Genomic DNA, 24380 nt, shown 5'->3' on the forward strand with positions numbered 1-24380 from the left:
ACATCGCAGCCATCCTGCCCGATCGGGGCGACGCTGCGGGGGGCTATGCGCGCTATTTGGATGTTTCTGGCCGCAATTACCACCCCGCTTGTCGCGTCCCCGAGCGCCTTTGCCCCAGCTGCCCTTGCCCAAGAGAAAGAGACGGAATTGACCAACAGCCCCGCCGCCCCGGTCGCCGACAAGCGGCCCCACGAGACGACCCTGCACGGCACGACGCTGTCCGACCCCTATTACTGGCTCCGCGACCAGAGCTATCCCGTGATCGATGACGCCGACATCCTCGATTATGTGAAGGCCGAGAACGCCTATTTCGACGCGACGATGAAGCCTCATGCAAAGCTGGTCGAGACGCTGTTCCAGGAGATGAAGGGCCGCATCAAGGAAGCCGATTCGAGCGTGCCGCAGAAGGACGGCGACTGGCTCTACTGGGTCGAGTTCGAGGAAGGCGCCGAGTATAAGAAATGGTACCGGAAGCCAGCGTCAGGCTCGGGCGAGGCGCAGCTGATCCTCGACGAGGTCGCGATGGCCGCAGGCAAGGAATATTTCCGCCTCGCCGAGCTGTCGATCAGCCCGAACGGCAAGCTGATGGCCTATTCGTTCGACGACAATGGATCGGAGCGGTTCGAGGCGCGCGTCCGCAACCTCGAGACCGGCGAACTGCTGCCCGACGTCATTCCGGGCACGCTGTCGTCGCTCGTCTGGACCTCGGGCAACGACGCGATCCTCTATGGCCTGGCGAACGAGAACTGGCGCACCGACAATGTCCGGCTGCACAAGCTCGGCACGCCCGTCGCCGACGACAAGCTGCTCTACAAGGAGCCCGACATCGGCTTCGGGGTCGGGATCGGAAAGACCGCGGCCGACAATTATATCGTGATCGCGACGGGCGACAACGAGACGAGCGAGGTCTATCTGCTCCCCGCCGACAATCCCGAAGCCCCGCTGCAACTCGTTTCGGCGCGGCAGAAGGGCCGCGAGTACAGCGTCGACGAACGCGACGGCACGCTCTACATCCACACCAACGACGAGCATCCGAATTTCCGTGTGGCGACCGCGAGCATCAAGGCGCCGGGCAAGTGGACGACGCTGATCCCGGGATCGGACCACAGCTACATCACCGGCCTGTCGGTGTTCCGCGACTATTTCGTGATCGAGGCGCGCGAGGACGGACTCGATCAGGTCGATATCCGCCGCTATGACGCGCCGCTGACCCCCGGCCGGATCAAATTCCCCGAGGCCACGTACGTTGCGGGTCTCGGCGACAATCCCGAATATCATCAGGACAAGCTGCGGCTCGACTATGAATCGATGGTCACCCCCGACACCGTCTATGACTATGATCTCGCGACCGGCAAGCTCGAGACGCTGAAGGTGCAGGAAATCCCTTCGGGTTATGACGCCACGCAATATGTAACCGAATGGGTTAATCTGCCGAGCCGCGACGGCAAGACGATGATCCCCGCCTCGCTCGTTTACAAGAAAGGGACGAAACTCGACGGCAGCGCGCCGATGCATCTCTATGCCTATGGCAGTTACGGCTACCGCGTGCCGCCGGGCTTTTCGACGACGCGGCTCAGCCTCGTCGATCGCGGCATGATCTATGCGATCGCGCATGTCCGCGGCGGCGACGACATGGGCCGCGCCTGGTACCTTGCGGGCAAGACGACCGAGCGCAAGAACAGCTTCAACGATTTCATCGACGTCGCCAAGGGGCTGATCGCGAAGAAATATACCTCGGCCGGCAAGATTTCGGTCGAGGGCCGCTCGGCGGGCGGGCAGGTGATGGGCGTGATCTATAACGAGGCGCCCGAGCTTTGGGGCGCGGTGCTCGCGGGCGTGCCCTTCGTCGACGTCATCAACACGATGGTCGACGACACGCTGCCGCTGACCCCGGGCGAATGGCCCGAATGGGGCAATCCGGTCACCGACAAGGCCGCGTTCGATTATATGCTGAGCTACAGCCCCTACGACAATGTGACCGCAAAAGCCTATCCGCCGATGCTGGTGTCGGCGGGGCTCAACGACCCGCGCGTGACCTATTGGGAGCCCGCGAAATGGGTCGCGAAGCTTCGCGCGACGCGCACCAACGATGCAACCTTGTTGCTGCGCACCAACATGGGCGCGGGCCATGGCGGCAAATCGGGCCGCTGGGGCGCGCTGCGCGAGGATGCCGAGGAATTCGCCTTCGTGCTGACGCAGCTCGGGGTGGAGAAATAGGCCGCCGGCCTCGCTATCGGAGAAATGCATACCAGCTTGAGCGCCGACTTGCTCGGCGAAGCATTTCCTCGGTCGCTACACATACTCGCGACTGAAGCCTCGATCTATGGCTCTGATCAACTTCAGACCAGTCAATGGACCGAGCAATTTGAAGTCTCGCTCGGTGGCGAGACAATTCGAATTCCCGCGCGACTGCGTTTTCGCAACAATCACGCCGATGAGGCATTGCGCGGCGATATTCGCTTGATGGTGCGGTGCCTGCGATCACGCAGCAGCGACGGATTTGAACGACAACGCGCGGTCCGTGACCTCTTGCTGGATATTCATCCTTGGACTGCGCCGTTCATTGTTGCGCTGATCGGCGAATATCTGGTCGAGATTTTGGACGACATTGCTGGTGCGTTCGGCGAATCGGTTCCCGGTCCGATCATTGAGTTTCTGAGAGATAATCCAGATTATTGGTTTCTAACGAAGCAACGCGTGTCCAGCTATTGGGACGTCTACTACCGGCCTTCCATGCGGAAAAGAGATTATGTCGGGTTCAGATTAACGCGCCAGATTGACAGGCATCTACGTCAAGTAGCCAGATAACCACGCGCCACCAACTCGCGCTCCAGCGTCGCCGCATCGACGAACCGATGCCCCGCAAACCCGACCGATTCGGCGCCCGCGATATTATGCGCGACATCGTCGATGAACAGCGCCCCCGCGGGATCGATGCCGAATCGCTCGATCGCGAGGCGATAGATCGCCGGGTCGGGCTTCATCAGCCTTTCGGTGCCCGAGACGACGATATCGCGAAAGCGGTCGAAGATCGGCTGGCTCGGGCGGAATCCTTCCCAGAATTCATGCCCGAAGTTGGTGATCGCGAACAGCGGCACGCCCGCATCGTCGAGCCGTTCGACCAGTTCGAGGCTGCCGGGCACCGGGCCGGGAATTGTCTCGTTGAAACGCGCCGCATAGGCGTCGATCAGCGCTTCATGCTCCGGGAACTCGGCCTGGAGCTCGGGCAGCATCTCGGCGAGCGGGCGGCCGGCGTCGTGCTGGAAATGCCATTCGGGCGTGACGACGTTGGTCACGAACCATTCGAGCCGATCCTGATCGTCGATCAGTTTCGCGAAGAGATGGCGCAGATCCCAGTCGAACAGGACGCGGCCGACATCGAAGATCACGCATCGGCGAATTATGGGGCGAAGCATGCGTCCTCCAGACACGCGAAAGCGCCGCCGGAAGCATCCGACGGCGTTACGCTAGCTTGGCTATGCGCGCGGGACATAAGTCCCGGCAGGACGTTCAGCCCTGGCGCGCCTTGAAGCGGCGGTTGGTCTTGTTGATCACATAGGTGCGGCCACGGCGACGGATAACGCGGTTATCCCGGTGGCGGTCCTTCAGCGACTTCAGGCTGTTGCGAATCTTCATGATCTCTGTCCGTAAATCTTGGCGTATTGACGCGAAGCGGCGCAACTATGGGGAAGGGCGGAAAAAGTCAACCGCCCCTCGCCCATATTTCGTCATGCCGGACTTGATCCGGCATCCATCGCCGCGCTCGACCATAGGGACCCCGGATCAAGTCCGGGGTGACGAGGAGAGAATTACCCCGCGAGCGCCTTTTGCCGCCGTCGCTGCACCGACGAGCCATAGCCCATCGCCTCGCGATATTTGACCACGGTGCGCCGCGCGATGTCGTGGCCCTCGGCCGAGAGCTTCTGCGCGATCGTCTCGTCGGAGAGGATCGCCTTGGCGTCCTCGGCCTCGATCATCGCCTTGATCCGGCTCTTCACCGCCTCGGCCGACACCGCGCCATCGCCCTCGGTCGCCGAAATACCGCTCGAGAAGAAATATTTGAGCTCGAACAGCCCGCGCGCGCAGCTCAGATATTTGTTGCTCGTCACGCGGCTGACGGTCGATTCGTGCATGCCGATCTCCTCGGCGACCTGGCGCAAGGTCAGCGGGCGCATATGCGCGACGCCGTGCAGGAAAAACCCCTCCTGCTGCTTCACGATCGCGCTCGCGACCTTGACGATCGTGCGCTGGCGCTGGTCGAGCGCGCGCACCAGCCAGTTCGCGCCCGCCAGCTGTTCCGACAGCCACGCCTTGCTCTTCGCCGCCGCGCCCTGCGCGAGTTCGGTATAATAGCGGCGATTGACGAGCAGCCTTGGGAGCGTGCCGCTGTTGACCTCGACCGCCCAGCCCTTGGCCGTCTGGCGCACATACAGGTCGGGCACCACCGCCTGCGCGCCCTCGCCACCATATTTGAGGCCGGGCTTGGGATCATAGCCGCGCAGCTCGCGAATCATGTCGGCGAGATCCTCGTCATCAACCCCGCAGATGCGCTTCAATTGCGGGAAGGCGCCCTTCGCGACGAGGTCGAGGTGCGCGATCATCGTGGCCATCGCGGGATCGTAGCGGTCGGCCTCGCGCGCCTGGATCGCGATGCATTCGGCGAGATCGCGCGCGCCGACTCCCGAGGGATCGAACAGCTGGATGCCCGCCAGCACCTCTTCGAGCAGCACCAGCGGCACACCGAGCTGCGATGCGAGTTCGGCAAGATCGGCGCGGAGATATCCCGCCTCGTCGATCAGCGCGACGAGCTGCCCCGCGACGATCGCCTCGATCCCGTCGAATCGCTCGCCGACCTGCGCCATCAGATGGTCGTGGAGCGTTCCGTCATGCTCGGCAAAGCTGTCGAAATCGATGTCCTCGCCGGCGCCCGACAGACCGACCGAATCGCTCGCGCTGTCGTGATGAAAGCGTTCTTCGCCGAAATCGACGTCGAGGTCGTCGGCCGTGCCGGCATCGGAGGAAAGCGCCTGGTCGGTATCGGTCTCGCCCGACACCGCGGCGACGGGCGCGTCATCGCCGCCCTCATCGGGCCCGCCATCGTCGCGGTCGGCGGGCGAGGCGTCGAGGAGCGGATTGCCCTCGAGCGCCTCGGCCAGATAGGCCTCGAGTTCGAGGTTCGACAGCGCAAGCAGCTTGATCGCCTGCTGCAGCTGCGGCGTCATCACCAGCGATTGCGACTGGCGTAAATCGAGGCGCGGACCCAACGCCATCGGCGTTTAGTTCACTATCTTGCGCGCTCCCGCGAAGGCGGGAGCCCATCTCCGGTCGGCGCCATCTTGAACCCACCGGAGATGGGTCCCCGCCTTCGCGGGGACACACGGATTTTTTTCTTGGTGAAAGACACCAAAGGTCAAAGCGAGAAGCCCTCGCCGAGGTAGAGGCGGCGAACCTCGGGATCGGCGACGAGTTCGGCCGGCGAGCCGGCAAGCAGCACCTTGCCGTCGTAGATGATCGCGGCGCGGTCGACGAGGTCCAGCGTCTCGCGCACATTGTGGTCGGTGATCAGCACCCCGATACCGCGCGTCTTGAGGTCGGCGACAAGGTCGCGAATGTCGCTGATCGACAGCGGGTCGATGCCCGCAAACGGCTCGTCGAGCAGGATGATCGACGGGTTTGCTGCCAGCGCGCGCGCGATTTCGGCGCGGCGGCGTTCGCCGCCCGACAGCGCCATCGCGGAGGAATCGCGCAGCCGTGCCAAACCGAATTCATCGAGCAGCTCCTCGAGCCGCCGTTCGCGCGACACCTTGTCGGGCTCGGCGAGTTCGAGCACCGCGCCGATATTCTGTTCGACGGTCATGCCGCGAAAGATCGAGGTTTCCTGCGGCAGATAGCCGAGGCCAAGGATCGCGCGGCGGTACATCGGCAGCGCGGTGATATCCGACCCGTCGAGCATGATGCGTCCGGCGTCGGGCTTCACCAGCCCCATGATCGAATAGAAGCAGGTCGTCTTGCCCGCGCCGTTCGGGCCGAGCAGGCCGACGACCTCGCCCTTCGCGACCGACAGCGACACGTCCGACAGCACGACGCGCTTGTCGTAGCTTTTTGCGATCGAGATGACGGCGAGTCCATTGCCCGCGGCCGCGTCGTCCCGGACATGCGCCCTGTGCTCGGCGACGCCATGATCGTCGCTGGTCATCGTGCCTGTCGTGGATTCGTCGGTCATACGCAGCTTGGATCCGTTCTAGCCCCCGTGCGGCGTTACCCCAGCGACGCGCCCGCGGTCAATCTGGCAAGATTATTGCAAGGCTGCGAGGGTGCAGCAAATCAGGCGGCGGCGAACAGGTCGCCGTCGGGGTGCAACCGCTCGCGCTCGGGCAGGTTGAGCCCCGCCATCGCCTCGCGCAATTCCTGCCGTGCGACGACGTGGCCGATGCCCATGCCGCCGAGATGCGCCTTGTCGAGCAGGGTGAGGCCGGCAGGGAAAAGCTCGCGATAGATCACGCGCTCGCCGAGCCCCGGAATGACCCGGAAACCGACGCGGCGCGCGAGCTGGGTCAGCGCCTCGCCGACGCGGCGCATGTTGTGGGCGTCGACGTGTTGCAGGCGGTTGCGCAGGATGATCCAGTCGATCGTCCGCCCGTCGGTCTTCGCGCGCGCCTTGCGCGCGTCCCAGATAAGTTCCGAATAAAAGCTCGGCCGCGTAACCTGGAACGTCTCGGGATCGACCTGCCCGATCAGGTCGAAGTCGATGAAGCTGTCGTTGATCGGCGTCACCAGCGTGTCGGCGCTCGTCGCAAGGTGGCGCGCGAAGACATCGTCGCGACCGGGGGTGTCGGCGACGAAATAGTCGACGTCCTCGGCCAGCCGGGCGACCTGTGCGTCGAGTTCCTCGATCGTCGTCCCCTCGAACACCTCGAACCGCGGCGTCGGCAGCGCGATATCGCGGCGCTTCGCAGTATTTTCGCGATTCTCCAGATAGCGGTGGAAGGTGCGCTGGCGCGGGTCGAGATCGATCCCGGCGACGCGCCAGCCCTGACTCGCCAATGCGACCGCGAAATGCACCGCGCAGGTCGATTTGCCGGTCCCGCCCTTCTCGTTGGCGAAGATGATGCGGTGCGGAGCGGGCTTCGTCATGACCGTTGCGATTTTCCTGTTGGCGGCGCATGGCAGCCGCTTGGGGTGGCAGTTGGGCCGCCAATATCGGAGGGCGGGCGGCCGTGCAAATCATCCGTGACATTGCGACGCTCCACCGCGCGGTCGACGCGCTGAAGCAAGGACGCAAAAGCGTCGCTCTCGTGCCCACCATGGGCGCCCTGCACGAGGGCCATCTCTCGCTCGTTCGCATGGCAAGGCGCGTCGCCGACCATGTCGTCGTGTCGATCTTCGTCAACCCGACGCAGTTCGGCCCGAACGAGGATTACGCTGCCTATCCGCGCGACGAGGCAAAGGATGCCGCGCTGCTGGTCGAGGAGGGCGTCGCGCTGCTCTGGGCGCCCGATGTCGGGGTCATGTACCCGGCCGGCCATTCGACGCATATCGAGGTCGCCGAGCTCGGCGCCGACTATTGCGGCGCGGCGCGCCCTGGCCATTTCGACGGCGTCGCCACCGTCGTCGCCAAATTGTTCAACCAGGTTCGCCCCGATATCGCGATCTTCGGCGAAAAGGACTGGCAGCAGCTCGCGATCATCCGCCGGATGGCGCGCGACCTCGATTTCGCGCTCGATATCTTGGGCGCACCGATCGCGCGCGCCAAGGACGGGCTCGCGCTGTCGTCGCGCAACGCCTATCTGACCGCAGCCGAGCGCAAGGCGGCCGCCGCCTTTCCGAACGCGCTGAAGGCTGCCGCGAAGGCGATTGCGGGCGGCGCCGACGTCGCCGGGACGCTGGCGAAGGCCGAGGCGGAGATCGTGAAAGGCGGTTTCGACCGCGTCGATTATGTTGCGCTTGCCGGCGCCGACAGCCTCGAAAGATTGACCGAGTTCAGCGAGCCCGCCCGCCTGCTCGCGGCGGCGCGGATCGGGAAAACGCGCCTGATCGACAATCTTGCCGTCGGCTGATCGCGTCAAAAATCCACGCATTTCTGCCGGTTGTTGCGGCTATCCACAAAAAACTGCCATGGCCGTTAACGCTTTGTTGACCATAAGCCGCAAACTTGGGGCCCGAGGTCTCCGTGGGGTGGAGACGACAGGGGGTTATCATGGCGAACAGTCTGAAGTCTGCCCAATATCTGATCGAAAGCCGGCTGCTCGATGCGGCGCGCGGCGACGCCAATGCCTATTTCGACCTCGGGATCGCCTTCTCGACCGGCAGCGGCGGGGTCGATGTCGACCTGATCCAGGCGCATAAATGGTTCAACCTTGCCGCGCTTGGCGGCAGCCGCGAAGGCCAGCAGTGCCGCGCCGACGTGTCGAGCGAAATGAGCCGCGACGAAATCGCCGAGGCGCAGCGCCAGGCGCGCGCCTGGCTCGACGAAACGGCCCGCCGTCCCGCTGCCCGCCGCTTCGCAGCGTAATTTTCTGCTCACGCGGAGCGGCACCAGCCCGCTCCCCCACCCGGCCTCGTGCCGCTCTGACAAAATCAGACCGAGCGCTTGAACGGCGTGTGCCCTTCGAGCCATTCCATTTCGGCTTCCTCGGCGCGGCGTTCCTGTTCGAGGTAATCCGCGACCGCGCGGCGAAAGCCCGGATCGGCAATAAAATGCGCCGACCAGGTCGCGACGGGGCCGTAGCCACGCGCGAGCTTGTGCCCGCCCTGCGCGCCCGCCTCGACCCGCGCGAGTCCGCGGGCGATCGCGATATCGATCGCGCGATAATAGCATAATTCGAAATGCAGATAGGGGATGTCGCGGACACAGCCCCAGTAACGGCCGTAAAGCGTATCGGCGCCGACGAAATGCATGGCGCCCGCGACCGGCGCGTCGCCGTCATAGGCGATCGACAGGATGATCCGGTTGGCCATCCGCGCGCCGAGCAGGTCGAACGCCGCACGCGTGAGGTACGGGTGGCCCCATTTGCGGGCGCCGGTATCCTGGTAAAAGGCCCACATCGCCTCCCAATGTTCGGGGCGGATCGCATCGCCGGTAAAATCCTCGATACGCAGACCTTGCGACGCCCGTGCGCGTTCCTTGCGGAGCTGTTTACGCTTCTGCGAGGTCAGCGTGGCGAGGAAGTCGTCGAAGCTGCCATAGCCCGCATTGGCAAAATGAAACTGGATATCGCGCCGGACCAGCCAGCCCGCTTGCTCGAAGATCGGCATCTGTTCGGGCGCGACGAAGGTCGCATGCGCCGACGAGAGCCCGTTCTGGCGCACGACCGCCTCGGCACCGCGGATCAGCAGCAGCGCGGTTTCGTGGTCCTGTGCCAGCAGACGCGGGCCGGGAACGGGGGTGAAGGGCGCCGCGATCTGCAGCTTCGGATAATAATCGCCGCCCGCGCGCGCCCACGCGTCGGCCCAGGCATGGTCGAAGACATATTCGCCCTGACTGTGCGACTTGAGATAGGCGGGCGCGGCGCCGAGCAGTACGCCAGCCGCATCCTCGACAAGAATCGGCGCGGCCTGCCAGCCGGTGCCGGGTCCGACGCTGCCCGATTCTTCGAGCAGCGCCAGGAAAGCATGGCTGACGAACGGATTGCCGCCGCCCGCCAGCGCATCCCAAGCCGCCGCGTCGACTGCGGCGACGCCGGTGCCGAGCGAGATGGTCCGGGCTGGCGGGTCGGCTTCGGCCACCGGAGTCCTTATGCCGGTTTCACAGCGACGACCGCGTCGACCTCGACCGCCGCGCCGAGCGGCAGTACCGCGACACCGACCGCGCTGCGCGCATGGCGGCCGGCCTCGCCGAACACCGACTCCATCAGTTCCGAAGCACCGTTCGCGACCTTGGGCTGTGCGGTAAAGCCGGGATCGCTGTTCACGAACACGCCCAGCTTGACGATCTTTTCGACGCGCGACCAGTCGCCGCCGACGGCGTTGCCGATCTGCGCCACCAGCATCAGTGCGCAGCGGCGCGCGGCGTCATAACCCGTCGCCTCGTCCATGTCGGCGCCGAGGCGGCCGGTCACGACCTGCCCGTCGCGGAACGGAAGCTGGCCCGAGATATGGAGCAGCCCGCCCTGCTCGACGACGGGGACATAGGCGGCGACCGGCGCGGCCGGCTTCGGCAGTTCGAGGCCGAGTTCGGCGAGCTTGGCGATAACGTCGGACATGTCGGTTCCTTTATACCAGTTCGGGATCGGGCGCCGGGATATTCTCGGCAAGCCGCGCCAATATCCACTCCAGCGCCGCCGTCCAGCCATCAATCCTTGCATGCGCGTGGCGGGCGGGGGGAACCTTGTCCGCAATCGCGGGCTCGCCGACCATATGCAGCCGCCAGACCTCCGGCGCCTCGGCTGCGACCGACTTGTGATGATTGGCCAGGTCGTCGATGAAGATCGCAACGCCCGGCTCGCGCTCATCGATCAGGCGCCGCACCGGCTCGCCCTTGCCGCCGCGGCTGCCGATCACCGGCGCGGCGAGGCCCAGCGCCGCGAGCTGGTCGGCGCGCGTCTGCTGATGGTCGGGGCCGACATTGGTCAGGACGACGATGTCGGCGTGCTCGGCGATTGCCGCCATCGCCTCGAGCGCCCCGGGGATCGGCGTCTGGCGCCCCATTTCGGTGCGAAAAAACCCGTCGAGCAGCGGCCAGACCTCGGCCGCCTCCAGGGGTGTCCCGCACTCCTTGCGCTTCAGCGCGTTGGCGAAGCTCGTGTCCTCCATGCGAAAGATCACGCCATGCTCTTCGTCGACCCACTGCGCGAAGGGGACGACCATGTGCATCAGCACCTCGTCGCAATCGGTAATGACGAGCGGGCGGGTCATGCGTCCATCCTCTGGTTTCCTTCGAGCCGCGCAGCGGCGGCCGCAAGCGCTTCGGGTTTGACGTCAAGCGCCGCGGCGCAGGCGATCAGATCGGCCTCATAGGCGATGAGGAAGGACAGGATCGCAGCAAGCGTCGCGCGGTCTCCGAGCGAGGCGCGCAGGCCGTCGGGATCGAGCCCGGTCATCGCGAGCAGCCGTTCGGCGCGCGGCTCGTCACTCACTATCCAGCCAAGCGCATGGAGCGCGAGTGCCGCGTCGTCTTCGAACAAGCCAAATTTCCCTTCCACGCGAGGCAATTGAGTCGCGCGGCCGATTCGCCTAAACCGGCTGCGGGTACAAGGTGGGGAACGGAAGAGACATGGGCAAGACCATCCTGGTCGTCGAGGATAATGAGCTGAACCTCCGCCTGTTCTGCGACCTGCTCAACGCCCATGGCTACAGCGCGCATCCGGTGCGCGACGGGCGCGATGCGCTGGAAAGGGCGCGCGAGGTGTCGCCCGATCTCATCATCATGGACATCCAGCTGCCGCATGTCTCGGGGCTCGAACTGATCGAGCAGATGAAGGCCGACCTGACGCTCCGCGCGGTTCCGATCATGGCGGTCACCGCCTATGCCGGAAAAGGCGACGAGGAGCAGATCAAGGCCGCAGGCGCCGAGGCCTATGTGTCCAAGCCGATTTCGGTGATCAAGTTCATCGAAAGCGTGGGGGCGTTTGCCTGAGCGACCGGTTTCGACCGATTGCAGACATCGAGCGATCCGGTAATTACGGGCAGCGGAAGGTAATTAATGTTGCAGAAGGACGATGCTGAGCATTCGGTGCCCCAGCCGCTTCGCTCGACGTTTCGGCAGATTGCAGAGGCGTTTGTGGTGGGGGACTACCAACTTCGGGAGCATCCGATCGATGGTGTAAAGCCAATCGGGGCCGATACTGCTAGATGGATAGCGGAGAGCATTTCGGCCTACGGCGACGAGCTTTCCACCTTAAATGAGCAAACGTGGGAGAGGTCCGTCTATCGTTGGATGGACGGCCATTGGCTAGCGCTTGTAGACCTCACCACGCGTGCCGAACCGGTGAGCGACCTCGCACTTCATCTGAAGCTCTACGAAGGTGGCGATGTGGAGGTTTACGGCGTATTCGTCCCTTAGCTGGCATTTGCTGAGGAGCATCCGCTTCCCACCCCAAAGCCGACGTTTCCCACATGCACGAAAAAGGGCGGCACGCGGCCGCCCTTCTGGATCGCCTCGATCCCGGATCAAGTCCGGGACGACGCATTTCCACCCGCGCGCTTTCAGCGCATGGGGAAATGCATCACTTGATCTTGGCTTCCTTGAATTCGACGTGCTTGCGCGCACGCGGGTCGTATTTGCGCACCGACATCTTTTCGGTCATCGTGCGCGGGTTCTTCTTGGTGACGTAGAAAAAGCCCGTGTCGGCGGTGCTCACCAGCTTGATCTTGACGGTCGTCGGCTTGGCCATGGCCCTGTTCCTCGAAAACTTGGCACATTCCCCGGAACGTCCGGCAAATGTGGCGGGACTGGGGGCCCCGGCGGTTGCGGTGAAAAACAAAGAGGGCCGCGCGTCGGGCGCCGCCCCCATTTATCCGCGCGCCATTGGCGGGATTCGGGCTCCATGTCAAGCAAAAGGAAGGGCGGACGGCATCGCGCCGCCCGCCCAGGAGGGGTTCGGCCGCGCCTTCAGGCGCCCTTGATCTCGAAGCGGACGGTCATCACCTGCCAGCTTTCTTCGGGCACGCCGCCACGCGTCGCCGGCTTGAAACGCCATTTGGCGAGCGCGCGCCGCTTCGTCTCCTCGAAGAAGCCGGGGCTGTCGGTGCTGACCAGTTCGACCGCCTTCACGCGCCCGTCGGTGCCGATCAGCACGCGGACGCGAACCGCGCCCTCGACCTCGCGGCGCTGCTCGCTCGCCGGATAGTCGGGCTGGAACCCAGCCGCATAGCGCGGATCGAGCTTTGCCAGCACCAACGGCGGCGGAGCCGGTGGATCGGCGGGACGCGCGGGCGGACCCGGATCATAGGGCAGCGGGTCGGGGACGAAGGGCTTTACCTCGGCGCCGAGATCGGTCCGGGGACCAAGGTCGACGAGCGGCTTCACCGCCTCGCGCACCGAATGGCTCTTCGGCGTCGGCGAGGTTTCGGGCTGCTTGTCCGGGGGCGGATCGACCGGCTTCTCGACCTCGATCAGCGTGCCGGTCAGCGGCGAAAGCACGGGCTTGGGCTTGACGATCATCGGCGACAGCGCAACCGCGACGACGAGCGCGACAGGCAGGCCCACCGCCAGCGTCGCCGCCAGCGGACGATGCGCCGCGCCGGGGTCGTAACTGTCGCGCCGCAGCGACGAACCGCCCTCCGGCGCGGTGATCGCCTCGGGGGCCGCGACGATTGCGGATATCAGGGGAATCAGGGTCATGGCACCTCTCCTTGCCTCAAGGAGACCCGGCCCCGCCCGCGTCGACCGCTGCTGTCGGCCAAGTCTAATCGTGTGATATTATAACATCACTACATTTGTCAATCGGAATGATCGGCAAGGCGTACCGCTGTCTCGTGGAGAACGATCAGGCGGCCGCGAGGCGCGCCACCGCCTGATCCTTGGCGATCAGCGGCAACAGTTCGGCCATGTCGGGACCATGGTCGCGGCCGGTCAACGCGCGGCGGAGCGGCAGGAAAAGCGCGCGGCCCTTGGCGCCCGTCGCCTCTTTCACCGCGGCGGTGAGCGCGTGCCAGGGGTCGGCCGTCCAGTCGATGCCCGGCGCGGCGGCGGCGGCGGCGGCGAGCACCGGCCGGTCGGCATCATCGGGCGCGGGCGGCGCGAACGGCCCGTCGAACACCGCCACCCAGTCGGCCGCCTCGCAAACCGTCATCAGGTTCGGGCGAATCGCGTGCCAGCGTGCCTCGGTGATCGCGGCGGGCAGGCGCGACGCGACCGCGGCATGGTCGGTGTGGTGCAGGATCTTCTGGTTGAGCAATGCCAACTCACCCTCGTCGAAACGCGCCGGCGCGCGGCCGAAGCGCGCAAAGTCGATGCTTTCGATCAGCGGCGCGGGCGACGTCACCGGCTCGATCGGATCGCTGGTACCCAGCCGGGCGAGCAGCGCGACGAGCGCGATCGGCTCGATCCCATCCTTACGCAGGCTTGCCATCCCGAGCGAGCCCAGCCGCTTCGACAATTTGCCCTCGGTCCCGACGAGCAGCGCCTCGTGCGCAAATTGCGGCGGCGTCGCGCCCAGAGCCTCGAACATCTGGATCTGCGCCGCGGTGTTCGACACATGGTCCTCGCCGCGCACGACATGGGTGATCCCCATCGCGATATCGTCGATCACGCTCGGGAGCAGGTAAAGCCAGCTGCCGTCGGCGCGGCGCACGACCGGGTCGGACATATTCGACGGTTCAAAATGCTGAGAGCCACGAACCATATCGGCCCACTCGATCGGCGCATCATGATCGAGCCTGAAACGCCAGTGCGGGGCGACACCCTCGGGAACCGGCGCATCGGCGGGCTTGCGCTCATAGACCGGCGGCAGCCCGCGCGAGAGCAGCACCTTGCGGCGAATATCGAGTTCCTCGGGCGTCTCGTAACAGGCATAGACGCGCCCCCCGGCCTTCAGTTTCTCGAACTCGGCCTCGTACAACGCAAAGCGCGCCGACTGCCGCTCCTCGCCATCGATATCGAGCCCTAGCCACGCAAGATCGGCGCGGATGGCGCCCACATATTCCTCTTTCGACCGCTCGAGATCGGTGTCGTCGATGCGCAGCAGAAATCGCCCGCCATGCTTGCGCGCCCACAGCCAGTTGTGGATCGCGGTGCGGACGTTGCCGACATGCAGGCTGCCGGTCGGCGAAGGGGCGAAACGGGTCGTGACGGTCATGGCCGCGCCTATAGCCCCTTTTGCGCGTGAAGCGAGTCAGGCCGTCCGGAACCCGTGCGTGATCGGATAGCGGCGGTCGCGCCCGAAGTTGCGCGTCGACAGCTTCACCCCCGGCGGCGCCTGACGGCGCTTGTACTCGGCGATCGAGAGCAGGCGCTCGATTCGCGCCACCGCGTCGCGATCAAAACCAAAGCGCGCCACGACATCGTCGACGCTCGCCTCCTCCTCGACGAGCATGTGGAGCATGCGGTCGAGGTCCACGTAAGGCGGCAGGCTGTCCTCGTCCTTCTGGTCGGGACGCAGCTCGGCGCTCGGCGGCTTGGTGATGATACGCTCCGGCATCACCGGGAACACCGGATTGCGCGAAAGGCGCGGGACATGCGCGTTGCGCCACCTGGCCACCGCGAACACCGTCGTCTTGTACGCGTCCTTCAGCGGATTATAGCCGCCCGCCATGTCGCCATAGATGGTCGCATAGCCAACGCTCATCTCGCTCTTGTTGCCCGTCGTCATCAGCATCGGGCCGAACTTGTTGCTGAGCGCCATCAAGGTGACGCCGCGGATGCGCGACTGGACGTTTTCCTCGGTCGTATCGACATTTTCATCGGCGAAACTGTCGGCGAGCATGACGTCGAACGCCTCGACCGCGGGGACGATCGGGATGGTGTCGAGGCGGCAACCGATCATCTCCGCGCAGCCGCGCGCATCGTCGAGGCTTTCCTGGCTGGTGAAGCGGCTCGGCAACATCACGCACCAGACCTTGTCGGGGCCCAGCGCATCGGCGGCGATCGCGGCGCAGATCGCCGAATCGATCCCGCCCGACAGGCCGAGCACGACGCCGGGGAAGCGGTTGCGCATCACATAGTCACGCAAGGACAGCACCATTGCATTGTAGATATCGGCCGGATGCGCGTCCCACTCGGCGATCGCGCCGGGCTCGCAGCGCCACCCGTCCGCACTCCTGGTCCATTGCGTGACGCGCTCCTCGGCCTCCCAGTCGATCAGCCGGTGCGCGGTGCCGCCTTCGCCATCGAGGACGAAGGAGCAACCGTCGAACACCAGCTCGTCCTGCCCGCCGATGCGGTTGAGGAAGATCAGCGGCAGGTTCGTTTCGGCCACGCGCGTGCCGAACACCTGGGTCAGGCGGCGGTCGTCCTTGTCGATCTCGTATGGGCTGCCGTTCACCGAGATCAGGATTTCGGCCCCCTGCGCCGCGAGATGCCCGCAAACGGTTGGAAACCACCCATCCTCGCAGATCGGCAGACCCAGCTTGACGCCGCGCCATTCGACGACGTCGGGAAGCGGACCGGGCGCGAAGACGCGCTTTTCGTCGAAGGTGCCGTAATTCGGCAGCTCATACTTGCGCCGCGTCGCGACGATCCGCCCTTCGTCGAGCAAGGCGACCATATTGTAGAGGTGGCCCTCTTCATCGCGCTCGACCGAACCGACGAGCATCGCAGGCCCGCCGTCGGCGGTCTCCGCCGCGAATTCGGCCAGCAGCGCCGCGGCGCGCTCGGCGAGCGCGGGCTTGAGCACCAGATCCTCCGGCGGATAGCCGATCAGTTGCAGCTCGGGGTAGAGGATCAGGTCGGCCCCACCGTGCCGCGCGCGCACCTCGCGCATCGCGGCGGCGTTGGCGGCGAGATCGCCGACCGACTGGGTCATCTGCGACAGGACGATAGAGAGATGCTCGGTCATGCCCAGCGGTTTAGGCGCTGCCGCCCCGAATTCAACACCGGACCGCGTGGTGACGGTCTCGGGGTCAGGCTCCAGCCCCTCGTCACCCCGGATCAAGTCGGGGGTGACGACGAAAGATCTGCCTGCTGTCCGCCCAAGGCTGCGGCCTCGCGAGCGCCCGGCACGCCGATGGCTTTAACCCCTTCCCCTATCGGCCTCCGCTGGCTAAGGGGCGCGCATTCCCCATCGCGAAAAAGGGCCACCACACCCCATGAAACTCATCTCCGGCAACAGCAACCTGCCGCTGGCCCGCGCGATCGCCGATTATCTCGAGCTGCCGCTGACCGACACCAGCGTCCGCCGCTTCGCCGACGAGGAAGTGTTCGTCGAAATTCACGAGAATGTGCGCGGGCAGGATGTGTTCGTCGTCCAGCCGACTAACTTCCCCGCGAACGACAATCTGATGGAGCTGCTGATCATCACCGACGCGCTCCGCCGCGCCTCGGCAAAGCGCATCACCGCGGTCGTCCCCTATTTCGGCTACGCCCGTCAGGACCGGAAGCCCGGCCCGCGCACCCCGATCTCGGCCAAACTCGTCGCGAACCTGATCACCACCTCGGGCGCCGACCGCGTCCTCGCGATCGACCTGCACGCCGGGCAGATTCAGGGCTTTTTCGACATCCCGACCGACAATCTTTACGCCGCGCCGGTGATGAGCGCCGACATCCAGGCGCGCTTCGGCGACAAGAATCTGATGGTCGTCTCGCCCGACGTCGGCGGCGTGGTCCGCGCACGCGCGCTGGCGAAGCGCCTCGACAACGCGCCGCTGGCGATCGTCGACAAGCGCCGCGAGCGCGCCGGCGAATCGGAGGTGATGAACATCATCGGCGACGTGAAGGGCCGCTTCTGCATCCTGATCGACGATATCGTCGATTCGGCGGGCACGCTCTGCAACGCCGCCGCCGCGCTGAAGGCTGCGGGCGCCGAGGGCGTCGTCGCTTATTGTACGCACGGCGTGCTGTCGGGCGGCGCGGTCGCCCGCGTCGACGCGAGCGAACTCACCGAGCTGGTCATCACCGATTCGATCCAGCCGACCGACGCGGTCAACGACAGTTCCAAGGTCCGTGCCCTGACCGTCGCGCCGCTGCTTGGCGAGGCGATCAAGCGCATCGCCGACGAATCGTCGGTGTCGAGTCTCTTCGACTGACATGAGCGACGGATCGCCCTTCATCCAGGTGACCCCCCTCCTCGGGGTCGCCGCGATGGAGCCTGCGCTCGCCTTTTATCGTGACCTGCTCGGTTTCACCGTTCACGTCAACGATGGCGGCTATGCCTATGTCGAGCGCGAACGCATCGGCCTTCGCCTCCTCGCGCTCGACGCGGGCGCGCTCAACCCGCCCGGCTGTTCGCACATCTATATCGACGTCCGCGACGTCGCAGCATTGTTCGCCGACTATGAGCCGCAGCTCGCCGCACTGCCGGCGGAGCGCTGGAGCGCTCCCAAACCGCACCCCTATGGCCAGCGCGAATTCTGGGTGCGCGACCCCGACGGCAATCTGATCACGTTCGGCGAAGGTGTTGGCGACAACGCCGCGCAATGGGATTATCGCGGCTGACATGAGCCTCGAATCCGACATCGCCCTCGCGCATCGCCTCGCCGATGCTGCCGGCGCCGCCATCCGTCCCCTTTTCCGCGCGGCATTCACGCACGAAGCGAAGGCCGATGCCTCTCCCGTCACCGAAGCCGACCGCGCCGCCGAGGCCGCGATGCGCCGGCTGCTCGATGCCGAGGCGCCGCGCGATGGCATCATCGGCGAGGAATATGGCGCCGAACGCGCCGAAGCCGCGCGGCAATGGGTGCTCGACCCGATCGACGGCACGGTCAGCTTCATGGCCGGGCGGCCGATCTTTGGCACGCTGATCGCGCTGTTGCAGGACGGCTGGCCCATCCTCGGCATAATCGACCAGCCGATTTCCGGCGAACGCTGGGTCGGCGCGATGGGGCAGCCGACCTTGTTCAACGGAAAGCCGGCGGCGACGCGCACCTGCCGCAACCTCGCCGACGCGGTGCTGGCGACGACCGGCCCGCAATATTTCACCGACCATGATGGCGAGCATTTCATGGCGCTCGCAGCCAAGACCTCGCACAAGCGCATGGTCTTCGGCGGCGACTGTTATAATTACGGCCTGCTCGCGAGTGGTCATATCGACATTGTCGCCGAGGCGGGGCTGAAGCTCCACGACTATGCCGCGCTCGTCCCCGTCGTCGAGGGCGCGGGCGGGACGATGTGCGACTGGAATGGCGAACCACTCAACGCCGACAGCCCGGGCCATGTCATCGCGCTCGGCGATCCGGCACGGCTCGAGGATGTGATCGAGGGCCTCGCCTGCCGTCATTGACCGCCTCGGCGCTTGCATTTCGGCGCGAATCCGTCTAGGCGCGCGCCTTCGCACGATAGACAAGCGGACCTGCCTGGCGACAAGGGCTGCCAGGGCCGGTCGATATCGTCGCTAACCAAGGAGACGAAAATGCCCAAGCTGAAGACCAAGAGCGGTGTGAAGAAGCGCTTCAAATTCACCGCCTCGGGCAAGGTGAAGCACGGCGTTGCCGGCAAGCGCCACCGCCTGATTTCGCACAATAGCAAATATATCCGCACCAACCGCGGCACCAGCGTGCTCAGCGATGCGGATACGGCCCACGTGCGCCTCTGGGCGCCCTACGGCCTGAAGTAAGGAGCGCTAGACCATGTCACGCATCAAACGCGGCACGACCACGCGCGCCAAGCACAACCGGATTCTGGATCAGGCGAAGGGCTATTATGGCCGGCGCAAGAACACGATCCGCGTCGCGCGCCAGGCCGTCGAAAAGGCCGGCCAATACGCCTATCGCGACCGCAAGGCGAAGAAGCGCAGCTTCCGCGGCCTGTGGATCCAGCGCATCAACGCGGCAGTCCGCGCCGAAGGCCTCACCTATTCGCAGTTCATGCACGGCGTGAAGCTCGCCGGGATCGAACTCGACCGGAAGGTCATGGCCGACCTTGCGATGAACGAAGGCGGCGTGTTCGCCGCGATCATCGCACAGGCAAAAGCGGCGCTGCCCAAGGCGGCTTAAGCCTCTGAGCTATTGCTAAAGCAAAAGGGCGGTCCCGACGGGGCCGCCCTTTTTCGTGATCGCAAAACAGGAACGGCGCGAAGGTTTCCCCTCACGCCGTTCCGACAATGGCTCCAGTGGAAAACCATCGCCCCCCTCCCTCCGTGCCGAATAGCCGTGGGTCGCAGAAAGCTGCCGGCCGGCGGAAGTGTCCCTATGGCGCGACATATGCCGTCGTGCAGGACACAAAAATTGTAAGAACACGACACGACCTGCGCCTAGGCTGTTGTTTTTTTTCGCACGCGTCCGCAAGGGTGACGTCATGACCGTGGGAAAATCCGCAAGTGGGCCCGACGCGGGCGTACGCGTGCTGACGCGTTTCTTCCCTGTCTCCGAAGTGCTGCGCCGCTATTGCAGCATCATCTACCTGACCGAGGTCGAAGCGCCGCCTGGCGTGCGGGTCGAGGATTATCTCCATCCCGAATGGGCGAACCTGCGATTCATCGAGGGCGAGCCCTCGCTCGCGGCGGTCGGCGACGCCAAACCGGTGCCCGCGCCGCGCTTCGTCGTCACCGGCCCGACCAGCAAGGCGACCTATTTCGCGGCAGGGACGATGCGTGTGTGGGGAATCGGCATCCTGCCCGCCGGCTGGGCCAAATTCTTCGCGCTTCCTGCCGCGGATTTCGCCGACCGGTTCGTCGACGGGGCGGTTCATCCGGCCTTCGCCGCCTGCGTACCCCTCGTCGCCAAATTGCGGCAGGCGAACGACGTCGAGGCGGCGGCGCGGATGATCGACGATCATGTCGCGGCATTGCTTGCCGGCGCACCGCGCGACGACCCGGCGATCCTCGCTGCGCATACGGCGCTGGTCGAGGACGAACTGACAAGCGTTGCCGAACTCGCCGAAAAGCTGGGTATGTCCGAACGCTCGGTCGAGCGACTCTCGCGCCGCGCCTTCGGCTTCCCGCCCAAGCTGCTGCTCCGCCGCCAGCGCTTTCTGCGCAGCCTCGCGCGTTTCATGCTCGACCCCTCGATGAGCTGGATCGCGACGCTCGACTATCAATATTATGATCAGGCGCAATTCACCCGCGATTTCCGACGCTTCATGGGAATGAGCCCGCGCGCCTATGCCGCGCGGCCAAAGCCGATCCTGGGTGCGGCGGCGCTGGCCCGCGCCGCCGCGGCAGGCGAAGCGGTGCAGGGGCTCCACAAACCGGCCGGATAGCGCCGCTTTTCGGCCAACAGACTTGACCCGCGCCGCCCGTTCGGTGCAAGCGGCGGGCAACGGACGCGCGGGAAGCCGCCGGTTCCTCGACAAAGCAGAAACAACAGGCCGGCAGCGGCATCGCGCCGGAACAGGACGAACAACGATGAGCGAGACACAGGCCCTGCAGGCGAAGCTGGTGGGCGATATCGAGGCTGCCGCCGATCTCGACGCGGTCGAGGCGCTGCGCGTCGCCGCGCTCGGCAAGGCAGGCAGCGTGACCGGCCTCTTGAAGACCCTCGGCGGGATGACCCCCGAGGAACGGCAGGTCGAGGGGCCGAAAATCCACGCCCTGCGCGAAGCCGTTGCCGAGGCGATCGCCACGCGCAGGGCGACGCTCGAAAGTGCGGCGCTCGAGGCGAAGCTTGCCGCCGAACGCCTCGACATGACGCTCCCTGCCGCCGACGCGCCGAAGGGCAGCGTCCACCCGGTGAGCCAGGTGATGGACGAACTCGCCGAGATCTTTGCCGACATGGGTTTTGCAGTCGCGACCGGACCCGAGATCGAGGACGACTGGCGCAATTTCACCGCGCTCAATATCCCCGAGACGCACCCCGCGCGCGCGATGCACGACACCTTCTATTTCCCCGACAAGGATGCCGAAGGCCGCGCGATGTTGCTGCGCACGCACACGTCGCCGGTTCAGATCCGTACGATGATGAGCGAGGAGCCGCCGATCCGCATCATCGCGCCGGGCCGCGTCTATCGCAGCGACAGCGACGCGACGCATACGCCGATGTTCCATCAGGTCGAGGGGCTCGTGATCGACCGCGGCATTCATATGGGGCACCTCAAATGGACGCTCGAAACCTTCCTCAAGGCCTTTTTCGAGCGCGACGACATCGTGCTGCGTCTGCGGCCCTCCTACTTCCCCTTCACCGAGCCCTCGGCCGAGGTCGACGTCGGCTACAGGCAGGAAAAGGGCCGCCGCATCGTCGGCGGCCATGGCGACGATGCGGGTCATGCGTGGATGGAGCTGCTGGGCAGCGGCATGGTCAACCGCCGCGTGATCGCCAATTGCGGGCTCGATCCCGATGTCTGGCAGGGCTTCGCCTTCGGGGTCGGCGTCGACCGGTTGGCGATGCTGAAATATGGCATGGATGACCTTCGCGCGTTCTTCGACGGCGACCTTCGCTGGCTGTCGCATTACGGGTTCGGCGCTCTGAGCGTGCCCACGCTGAGCGGAGGGATTTCGGCATGAAGATCACCCTCGATTGGCTCCGCGAGCATCTCGACGGCGACTACACCGCCGCCGATGTTGTCGCGACCCTCAACCGCATCGGCCTCGAGGTCGAAGGCGTCGAGAACCCGGCCGAGAAACTCGCCGGTTTCCGCGTCGCAAAGGTGCTGACCGCCGAAAAGCATCCGCAGGCCGACAAGCTGCAGGTGCTGACCGTCGACAGCGGCGAGGGCGTGCTGCAGGTCGTCTGCGGCGCGCCGAACGCGCGCGCCGGCCTCGTCGGCGTGCTCGGGCTGCCGGGCGCGGTCGTGCCCGCGAACGGCATGGAGCTGAAGGTCGCCGCCGTGCGCGGCGTCGAATCGAACGGCATGATGTGTTCGACGCGCGAGCTCGAACTCGGCGACGACCATGACGGGATCATCGAGCTTCCCGCCGATGCGCCGATCGGGACGCCCTTTGCCGATTATAGCGGTGCGGGCGATCCGGTGATCGACATTTCGATCACCCCGAACCGGCAGGATTGCATGGGCGTGCGCGGGATCGCGCGCGACCTCGCCGCCGCCGGGCTCGGCACGCTGAAGCCGCTCGCGATTCCCGCGATCGAAGGCGCGGGTGCGCCCGCGACCGAGATCCGGACCGACGATCCCGAAGCCTGCCCCGCCTTCTACGGCCGCACCATCGCCGGCGTCGACAACCGCGTCGCGACCCCCGAATGGATGCGCCGCCGTCTCGAGGCGATCGGCCAGCGCTCGATCTCGGCGCTCGTCGACATCAGCAATTATGTGATGTTCGACCTCGGCCGCCCGAGCCATATTTACGACCGCGCGAAGCTTCACGGCGCACTGGTCGCCCGGCGCGCCAGGGATGGCGAAACCGTCACCGCGCTGAACGGCAAGGACTATGCCCTCGACGAAACGATGACCGTGATCGCCGACGAGCGCGAGGTCCACGACATCGCGGGGATCATGGGCGGCGAGCATTCGGGCTGCAGCGAGGAAACGACCGACGTCCTGATCGAGATCGCTTACTTCACGCCCGAGCGCATCGCGCTCACCGGACAAGCGCTCGGCCTGACGAGCGATGCGCGCAGCCGTTTCGAGCGCGGGGTCGATCCGGCCTTCCTCGACGAAGGCACCGCGATCGTTACGCGCTATGTGCTCGACATCTGCGGCGGCACGCCCTCGGCGGTGACGCGCGCGGGCACGCCGCCGGTCGAGACGAAGACCGTCGCCTATGACCCGTCGCTGTCGGCGACGCTCGGCGGAATCGCGATCGAACCCGCGACGCAGCGCGCGATCCTCGAATCGCTGGGCTTTGGCGTGGCCGAGGGCGATCCGTGGACGATCACGGTTCCGAGCTGGCGGCGCGATGTCGATGCCGCGCCCGACATCGTCGAGGAAGTCACGCGCATCACCGGCTTCGACGCGATCGCGTCGGCGCCGCTGCCGCGGACGGACGGCGTCGCGAAGCCGACCGCTACCGCCGAGCAGCTCGTCGAACGCCGCCTGCGCCGCAGCGCCGCAGCCGCGGGCTTCCACGAGGCGGTGACCTGGTCGTTCATCAGCGAGCGCGAGGCCGCGCCCTTCGGCGGCAGCACCTGGACCCTTGCGAACCCGATCAGCGAAGACCTCAAGGTCATGCGTCCGTCGCTGCTTCCCGGCCTGCTCGCCGCCGCCGCGCGCAACCAGAATCGCGGTGCCGACAGCATCCGCCTGTTCGAGATCGGGCGCCGCTATATCGGCACGACCGAACATCCGACGCTGGGCGTGCTGATGGTCGGCGACAAGACGCCGCGCGGCTGGCGGACCGGCAAGGCCGTGCCCTTCGACGCGTTCGACGCGAAAGCGGCCGCGCTCGCGCTGCTCGACGCCGCGGGCGCGCCCGCCGATCGGTTGCAGGTGATGGAGGCCGTCGCCGAATCCGGCATCTGGCATCCCGGCCAGTCGGCGACGCTGCGGCTTGGGCCCAAGGCCGTGCTCGCCGAATTCGGCGCGCTGCATCCGTCGCTGACGAAGCATTTCGACGTCGACGGTCCGGCGATGGCGGTGCAGATCTTCCTCGACGCGATCCCGGCGAGGCGCGCGAGCGGCCCCGCCCGCGCTGCCTTTACCCCGCCCGCGCTGCAATCGGTGCGCCGCGACTTCGCCTTCCTCGCGCCCGAAAGCTTGGCGGCGGGCGACCTCGTCCGCGCGATCCGCAGTGCGGACAAGGTGGCGATCGTCGATGTGCGGCTGTTCGACCGCTTTGCCGGGACCGGCGTCCCCGAAGGCCAGGTGAGCCTGGCGGTCGAGGTCGAGCTGCAGCCGGTGGACAACAGCTTCACCGACGCCGAATTGAGAGCGATCGCCGACAAGGTGGTCGCCTCGGCAGCGAAGGTTGGGGCGGTGCTGCGCGCATAAGGCCGGCTGACTACTCAAATATGACCGGTAT

The 24380-nt window shown here is 65.8% G+C and carries 27 protein-coding genes; 14 read left to right on the forward strand and 13 right to left on the reverse strand.

What is annotated here, in order from left to right; translation table 11 throughout:
- Positions 1–60 precede the first annotated feature (60 nt).
- Together QOL79_RS18900 and QOL79_RS18905 are read left to right on the forward strand one after the other, a co-directional pair.
- The gene (locus QOL79_RS18900; RefSeq protein ID WP_283420385.1) at positions 61–2217 is read left to right on the forward strand and encodes a S9 family peptidase; all 2157 of its coding nucleotides are present in this window, start codon (positions 61–63) and stop codon (positions 2215–2217) included.
- Positions 2218–2253: 36 nt separating this feature from the next.
- Entirely contained in the window at positions 2254–2808 is a 555-nt protein-coding gene (locus QOL79_RS18905; RefSeq protein ID WP_283420386.1) for a hypothetical protein, read from the forward strand.
- Here QOL79_RS18905 and QOL79_RS18910 read toward each other — a convergent pair.
- The 5 genes from QOL79_RS18910 to QOL79_RS18930 form a co-directional block, all read right to left on the reverse strand.
- Complete coding sequence (locus QOL79_RS18910; RefSeq protein ID WP_283420387.1) at positions 2793–3416, reverse strand: HAD family hydrolase; 624 nt, start codon at positions 3414–3416, stop codon at positions 2793–2795. The genes QOL79_RS18905 and QOL79_RS18910 overlap by 16 nt on opposite strands.
- A gap of 94 nt (positions 3417–3510) precedes the next feature.
- Positions 3511–3636: a type B 50S ribosomal protein L36 gene (gene ykgO, locus QOL79_RS18915; RefSeq protein ID WP_003046794.1), complete on the reverse strand. Its 126-nt coding sequence runs from the start codon at positions 3634–3636 to the stop codon at positions 3511–3513.
- Positions 3637–3809: 173 nt separating this feature from the next.
- Positions 3810–5270: an RNA polymerase factor sigma-54 gene (gene rpoN, locus QOL79_RS18920; RefSeq protein ID WP_283420388.1), complete on the reverse strand. Its 1461-nt coding sequence runs from the start codon at positions 5268–5270 to the stop codon at positions 3810–3812.
- Between the two features lie 140 nt (positions 5271–5410).
- Complete coding sequence (gene lptB, locus QOL79_RS18925) at positions 5411–6223, reverse strand: LPS export ABC transporter ATP-binding protein (protein ID WP_058457493.1); 813 nt, start codon at positions 6221–6223, stop codon at positions 5411–5413.
- A 101-nt stretch (positions 6224–6324) separates the two neighbouring features.
- Positions 6325–7134 (reverse strand): division plane positioning ATPase MipZ, encoded by an 810-nt coding sequence (locus QOL79_RS18930; protein ID WP_283420389.1) that lies wholly within the window; start codon positions 7132–7134, stop codon positions 6325–6327.
- Between the two features lie 83 nt (positions 7135–7217).
- On the opposite strand from QOL79_RS18930, the gene panC reads away from it, so the two are divergent.
- Both panC and QOL79_RS18940 read left to right on the forward strand, forming a co-directional pair.
- Positions 7218–8057, forward strand: a complete 840-nt coding sequence (gene panC, locus QOL79_RS18935; protein ID WP_283420390.1) for a pantoate--beta-alanine ligase — start codon at positions 7218–7220, stop codon at positions 8055–8057.
- 140 nt (positions 8058–8197) lie between these two features.
- On the forward strand, positions 8198–8512 hold the full coding sequence (locus QOL79_RS18940) for a hypothetical protein (protein WP_058457490.1): 315 nt from the start codon (positions 8198–8200) through the stop codon (positions 8510–8512).
- A gap of 65 nt (positions 8513–8577) precedes the next feature.
- Here the strand turns inward: QOL79_RS18940 and QOL79_RS18945 are convergent, their stop codons facing one another.
- Genes QOL79_RS18945 through QOL79_RS18960 form a run of 4 tightly spaced genes read right to left on the reverse strand, consistent with a single transcriptional unit; the run spans position 8578 to position 11123 of the window.
- Positions 8578–9726 carry a GNAT family N-acetyltransferase gene (locus QOL79_RS18945; RefSeq protein ID WP_283420391.1) on the reverse strand — a complete coding sequence of 383 codons (1149 nt, stop codon included), beginning with the start codon at positions 9724–9726 and terminating at the stop codon, positions 8578–8580.
- A gap of 8 nt (positions 9727–9734) precedes the next feature.
- On the reverse strand, positions 9735–10202 hold the full coding sequence (locus tag QOL79_RS18950; protein ID WP_283420392.1) for a RidA family protein: 468 nt from the start codon (positions 10200–10202) through the stop codon (positions 9735–9737).
- 10 nt (positions 10203–10212) lie between these two features.
- Positions 10213–10854, reverse strand: a complete 642-nt coding sequence (locus QOL79_RS18955) for an HAD family hydrolase (protein WP_283420393.1) — start codon at positions 10852–10854, stop codon at positions 10213–10215.
- Positions 10851–11123 carry a DUF3572 family protein gene (locus tag QOL79_RS18960; RefSeq protein ID WP_283420394.1) on the reverse strand — a complete coding sequence of 91 codons (273 nt, stop codon included), beginning with the start codon at positions 11121–11123 and terminating at the stop codon, positions 10851–10853. The genes QOL79_RS18955 and QOL79_RS18960 overlap by 4 nt, the downstream gene beginning before the upstream one ends.
- Positions 11124–11212: 89 nt before the next feature.
- Between QOL79_RS18960 and QOL79_RS18965 the strand changes: the two genes are divergently transcribed.
- Entirely contained in the window at positions 11213–11575 is a 363-nt protein-coding gene (locus QOL79_RS18965) for a response regulator (protein WP_058800147.1), read from the forward strand.
- Between the two features lie 66 nt (positions 11576–11641).
- Complete coding sequence (locus tag QOL79_RS18970) at positions 11642–12001, forward strand: DUF7668 domain-containing protein (protein ID WP_282950201.1); 360 nt, start codon at positions 11642–11644, stop codon at positions 11999–12001.
- Positions 12002–12164: 163 nt separating this feature from the next.
- Here QOL79_RS18970 and rpmG read toward each other — a convergent pair whose 3' ends face one another.
- From rpmG to QOL79_RS18990, 4 genes are all read right to left on the reverse strand, one after another.
- Positions 12165–12332 carry a 50S ribosomal protein L33 gene (gene rpmG, locus QOL79_RS18975; protein ID WP_003042331.1) on the reverse strand — a complete coding sequence of 56 codons (168 nt, stop codon included), beginning with the start codon at positions 12330–12332 and terminating at the stop codon, positions 12165–12167.
- Between the two features lie 218 nt (positions 12333–12550).
- Positions 12551–13282, reverse strand: coding sequence for an energy transducer TonB (locus tag QOL79_RS18980; protein WP_283420395.1), 732 nt, complete (start codon positions 13280–13282; stop codon positions 12551–12553).
- A 145-nt stretch (positions 13283–13427) separates the two neighbouring features.
- A complete protein-coding gene (gltX, locus tag QOL79_RS18985) occupies positions 13428–14738 on the reverse strand; it encodes a glutamate--tRNA ligase (protein WP_283420396.1) in 1311 nt (436 codons plus the stop codon).
- Positions 14739–14774: 36 nt separating this feature from the next.
- Positions 14775–16436, reverse strand: a complete 1662-nt coding sequence (locus tag QOL79_RS18990; RefSeq protein WP_283420397.1) for an NAD+ synthase — start codon at positions 16434–16436, stop codon at positions 14775–14777.
- A gap of 250 nt (positions 16437–16686) precedes the next feature.
- Between QOL79_RS18990 and QOL79_RS18995 the strand changes: the two genes are divergently transcribed.
- From QOL79_RS18995 to pheT, 8 genes are all read left to right on the forward strand, one after another.
- The gene (locus tag QOL79_RS18995) at positions 16687–17622 is read left to right on the forward strand and encodes a ribose-phosphate pyrophosphokinase (protein WP_058454378.1); all 936 of its coding nucleotides are present in this window, start codon (positions 16687–16689) and stop codon (positions 17620–17622) included.
- Position 17623: 1 nt separating this feature from the next.
- Positions 17624–18031, forward strand: coding sequence for a bleomycin resistance protein (locus tag QOL79_RS19000; protein WP_283420398.1), 408 nt, complete (start codon positions 17624–17626; stop codon positions 18029–18031).
- A gap of 1 nt (position 18032) precedes the next feature.
- The gene (gene hisN, locus QOL79_RS19005; RefSeq protein WP_058454375.1) at positions 18033–18815 is read left to right on the forward strand and encodes a histidinol-phosphatase; all 783 of its coding nucleotides are present in this window, start codon (positions 18033–18035) and stop codon (positions 18813–18815) included.
- Positions 18816–18944: 129 nt separating this feature from the next.
- Positions 18945–19148, forward strand: a complete 204-nt coding sequence (rpmI, locus tag QOL79_RS19010) for a 50S ribosomal protein L35 (RefSeq protein WP_058454374.1) — start codon at positions 18945–18947, stop codon at positions 19146–19148.
- A 13-nt stretch (positions 19149–19161) separates the two neighbouring features.
- A complete protein-coding gene (rplT, locus tag QOL79_RS19015; RefSeq protein WP_204993504.1) occupies positions 19162–19527 on the forward strand; it encodes a 50S ribosomal protein L20 in 366 nt (121 codons plus the stop codon).
- 301 nt (positions 19528–19828) lie between these two features.
- A complete protein-coding gene (locus QOL79_RS19020) occupies positions 19829–20731 on the forward strand; it encodes a helix-turn-helix domain-containing protein (protein WP_283420399.1) in 903 nt (300 codons plus the stop codon).
- A 145-nt stretch (positions 20732–20876) separates the two neighbouring features.
- The gene (gene pheS, locus QOL79_RS19025) at positions 20877–21971 is read left to right on the forward strand and encodes a phenylalanine--tRNA ligase subunit alpha (protein WP_282950194.1); all 1095 of its coding nucleotides are present in this window, start codon (positions 20877–20879) and stop codon (positions 21969–21971) included.
- Positions 21968–24349 carry a phenylalanine--tRNA ligase subunit beta gene (gene pheT / locus QOL79_RS19030; RefSeq protein ID WP_283420400.1) on the forward strand — a complete coding sequence of 794 codons (2382 nt, stop codon included), beginning with the start codon at positions 21968–21970 and terminating at the stop codon, positions 24347–24349. Before pheS ends, pheT begins: the two co-directional genes overlap by 4 nt.
- Positions 24350–24380 lie beyond the last annotated feature (31 nt).

Source organism: Sphingopyxis sp. Geo48, from assembly GCF_949769155.1.
Taxonomy (GTDB): domain Bacteria; phylum Pseudomonadota; class Alphaproteobacteria; order Sphingomonadales; family Sphingomonadaceae; genus Sphingopyxis.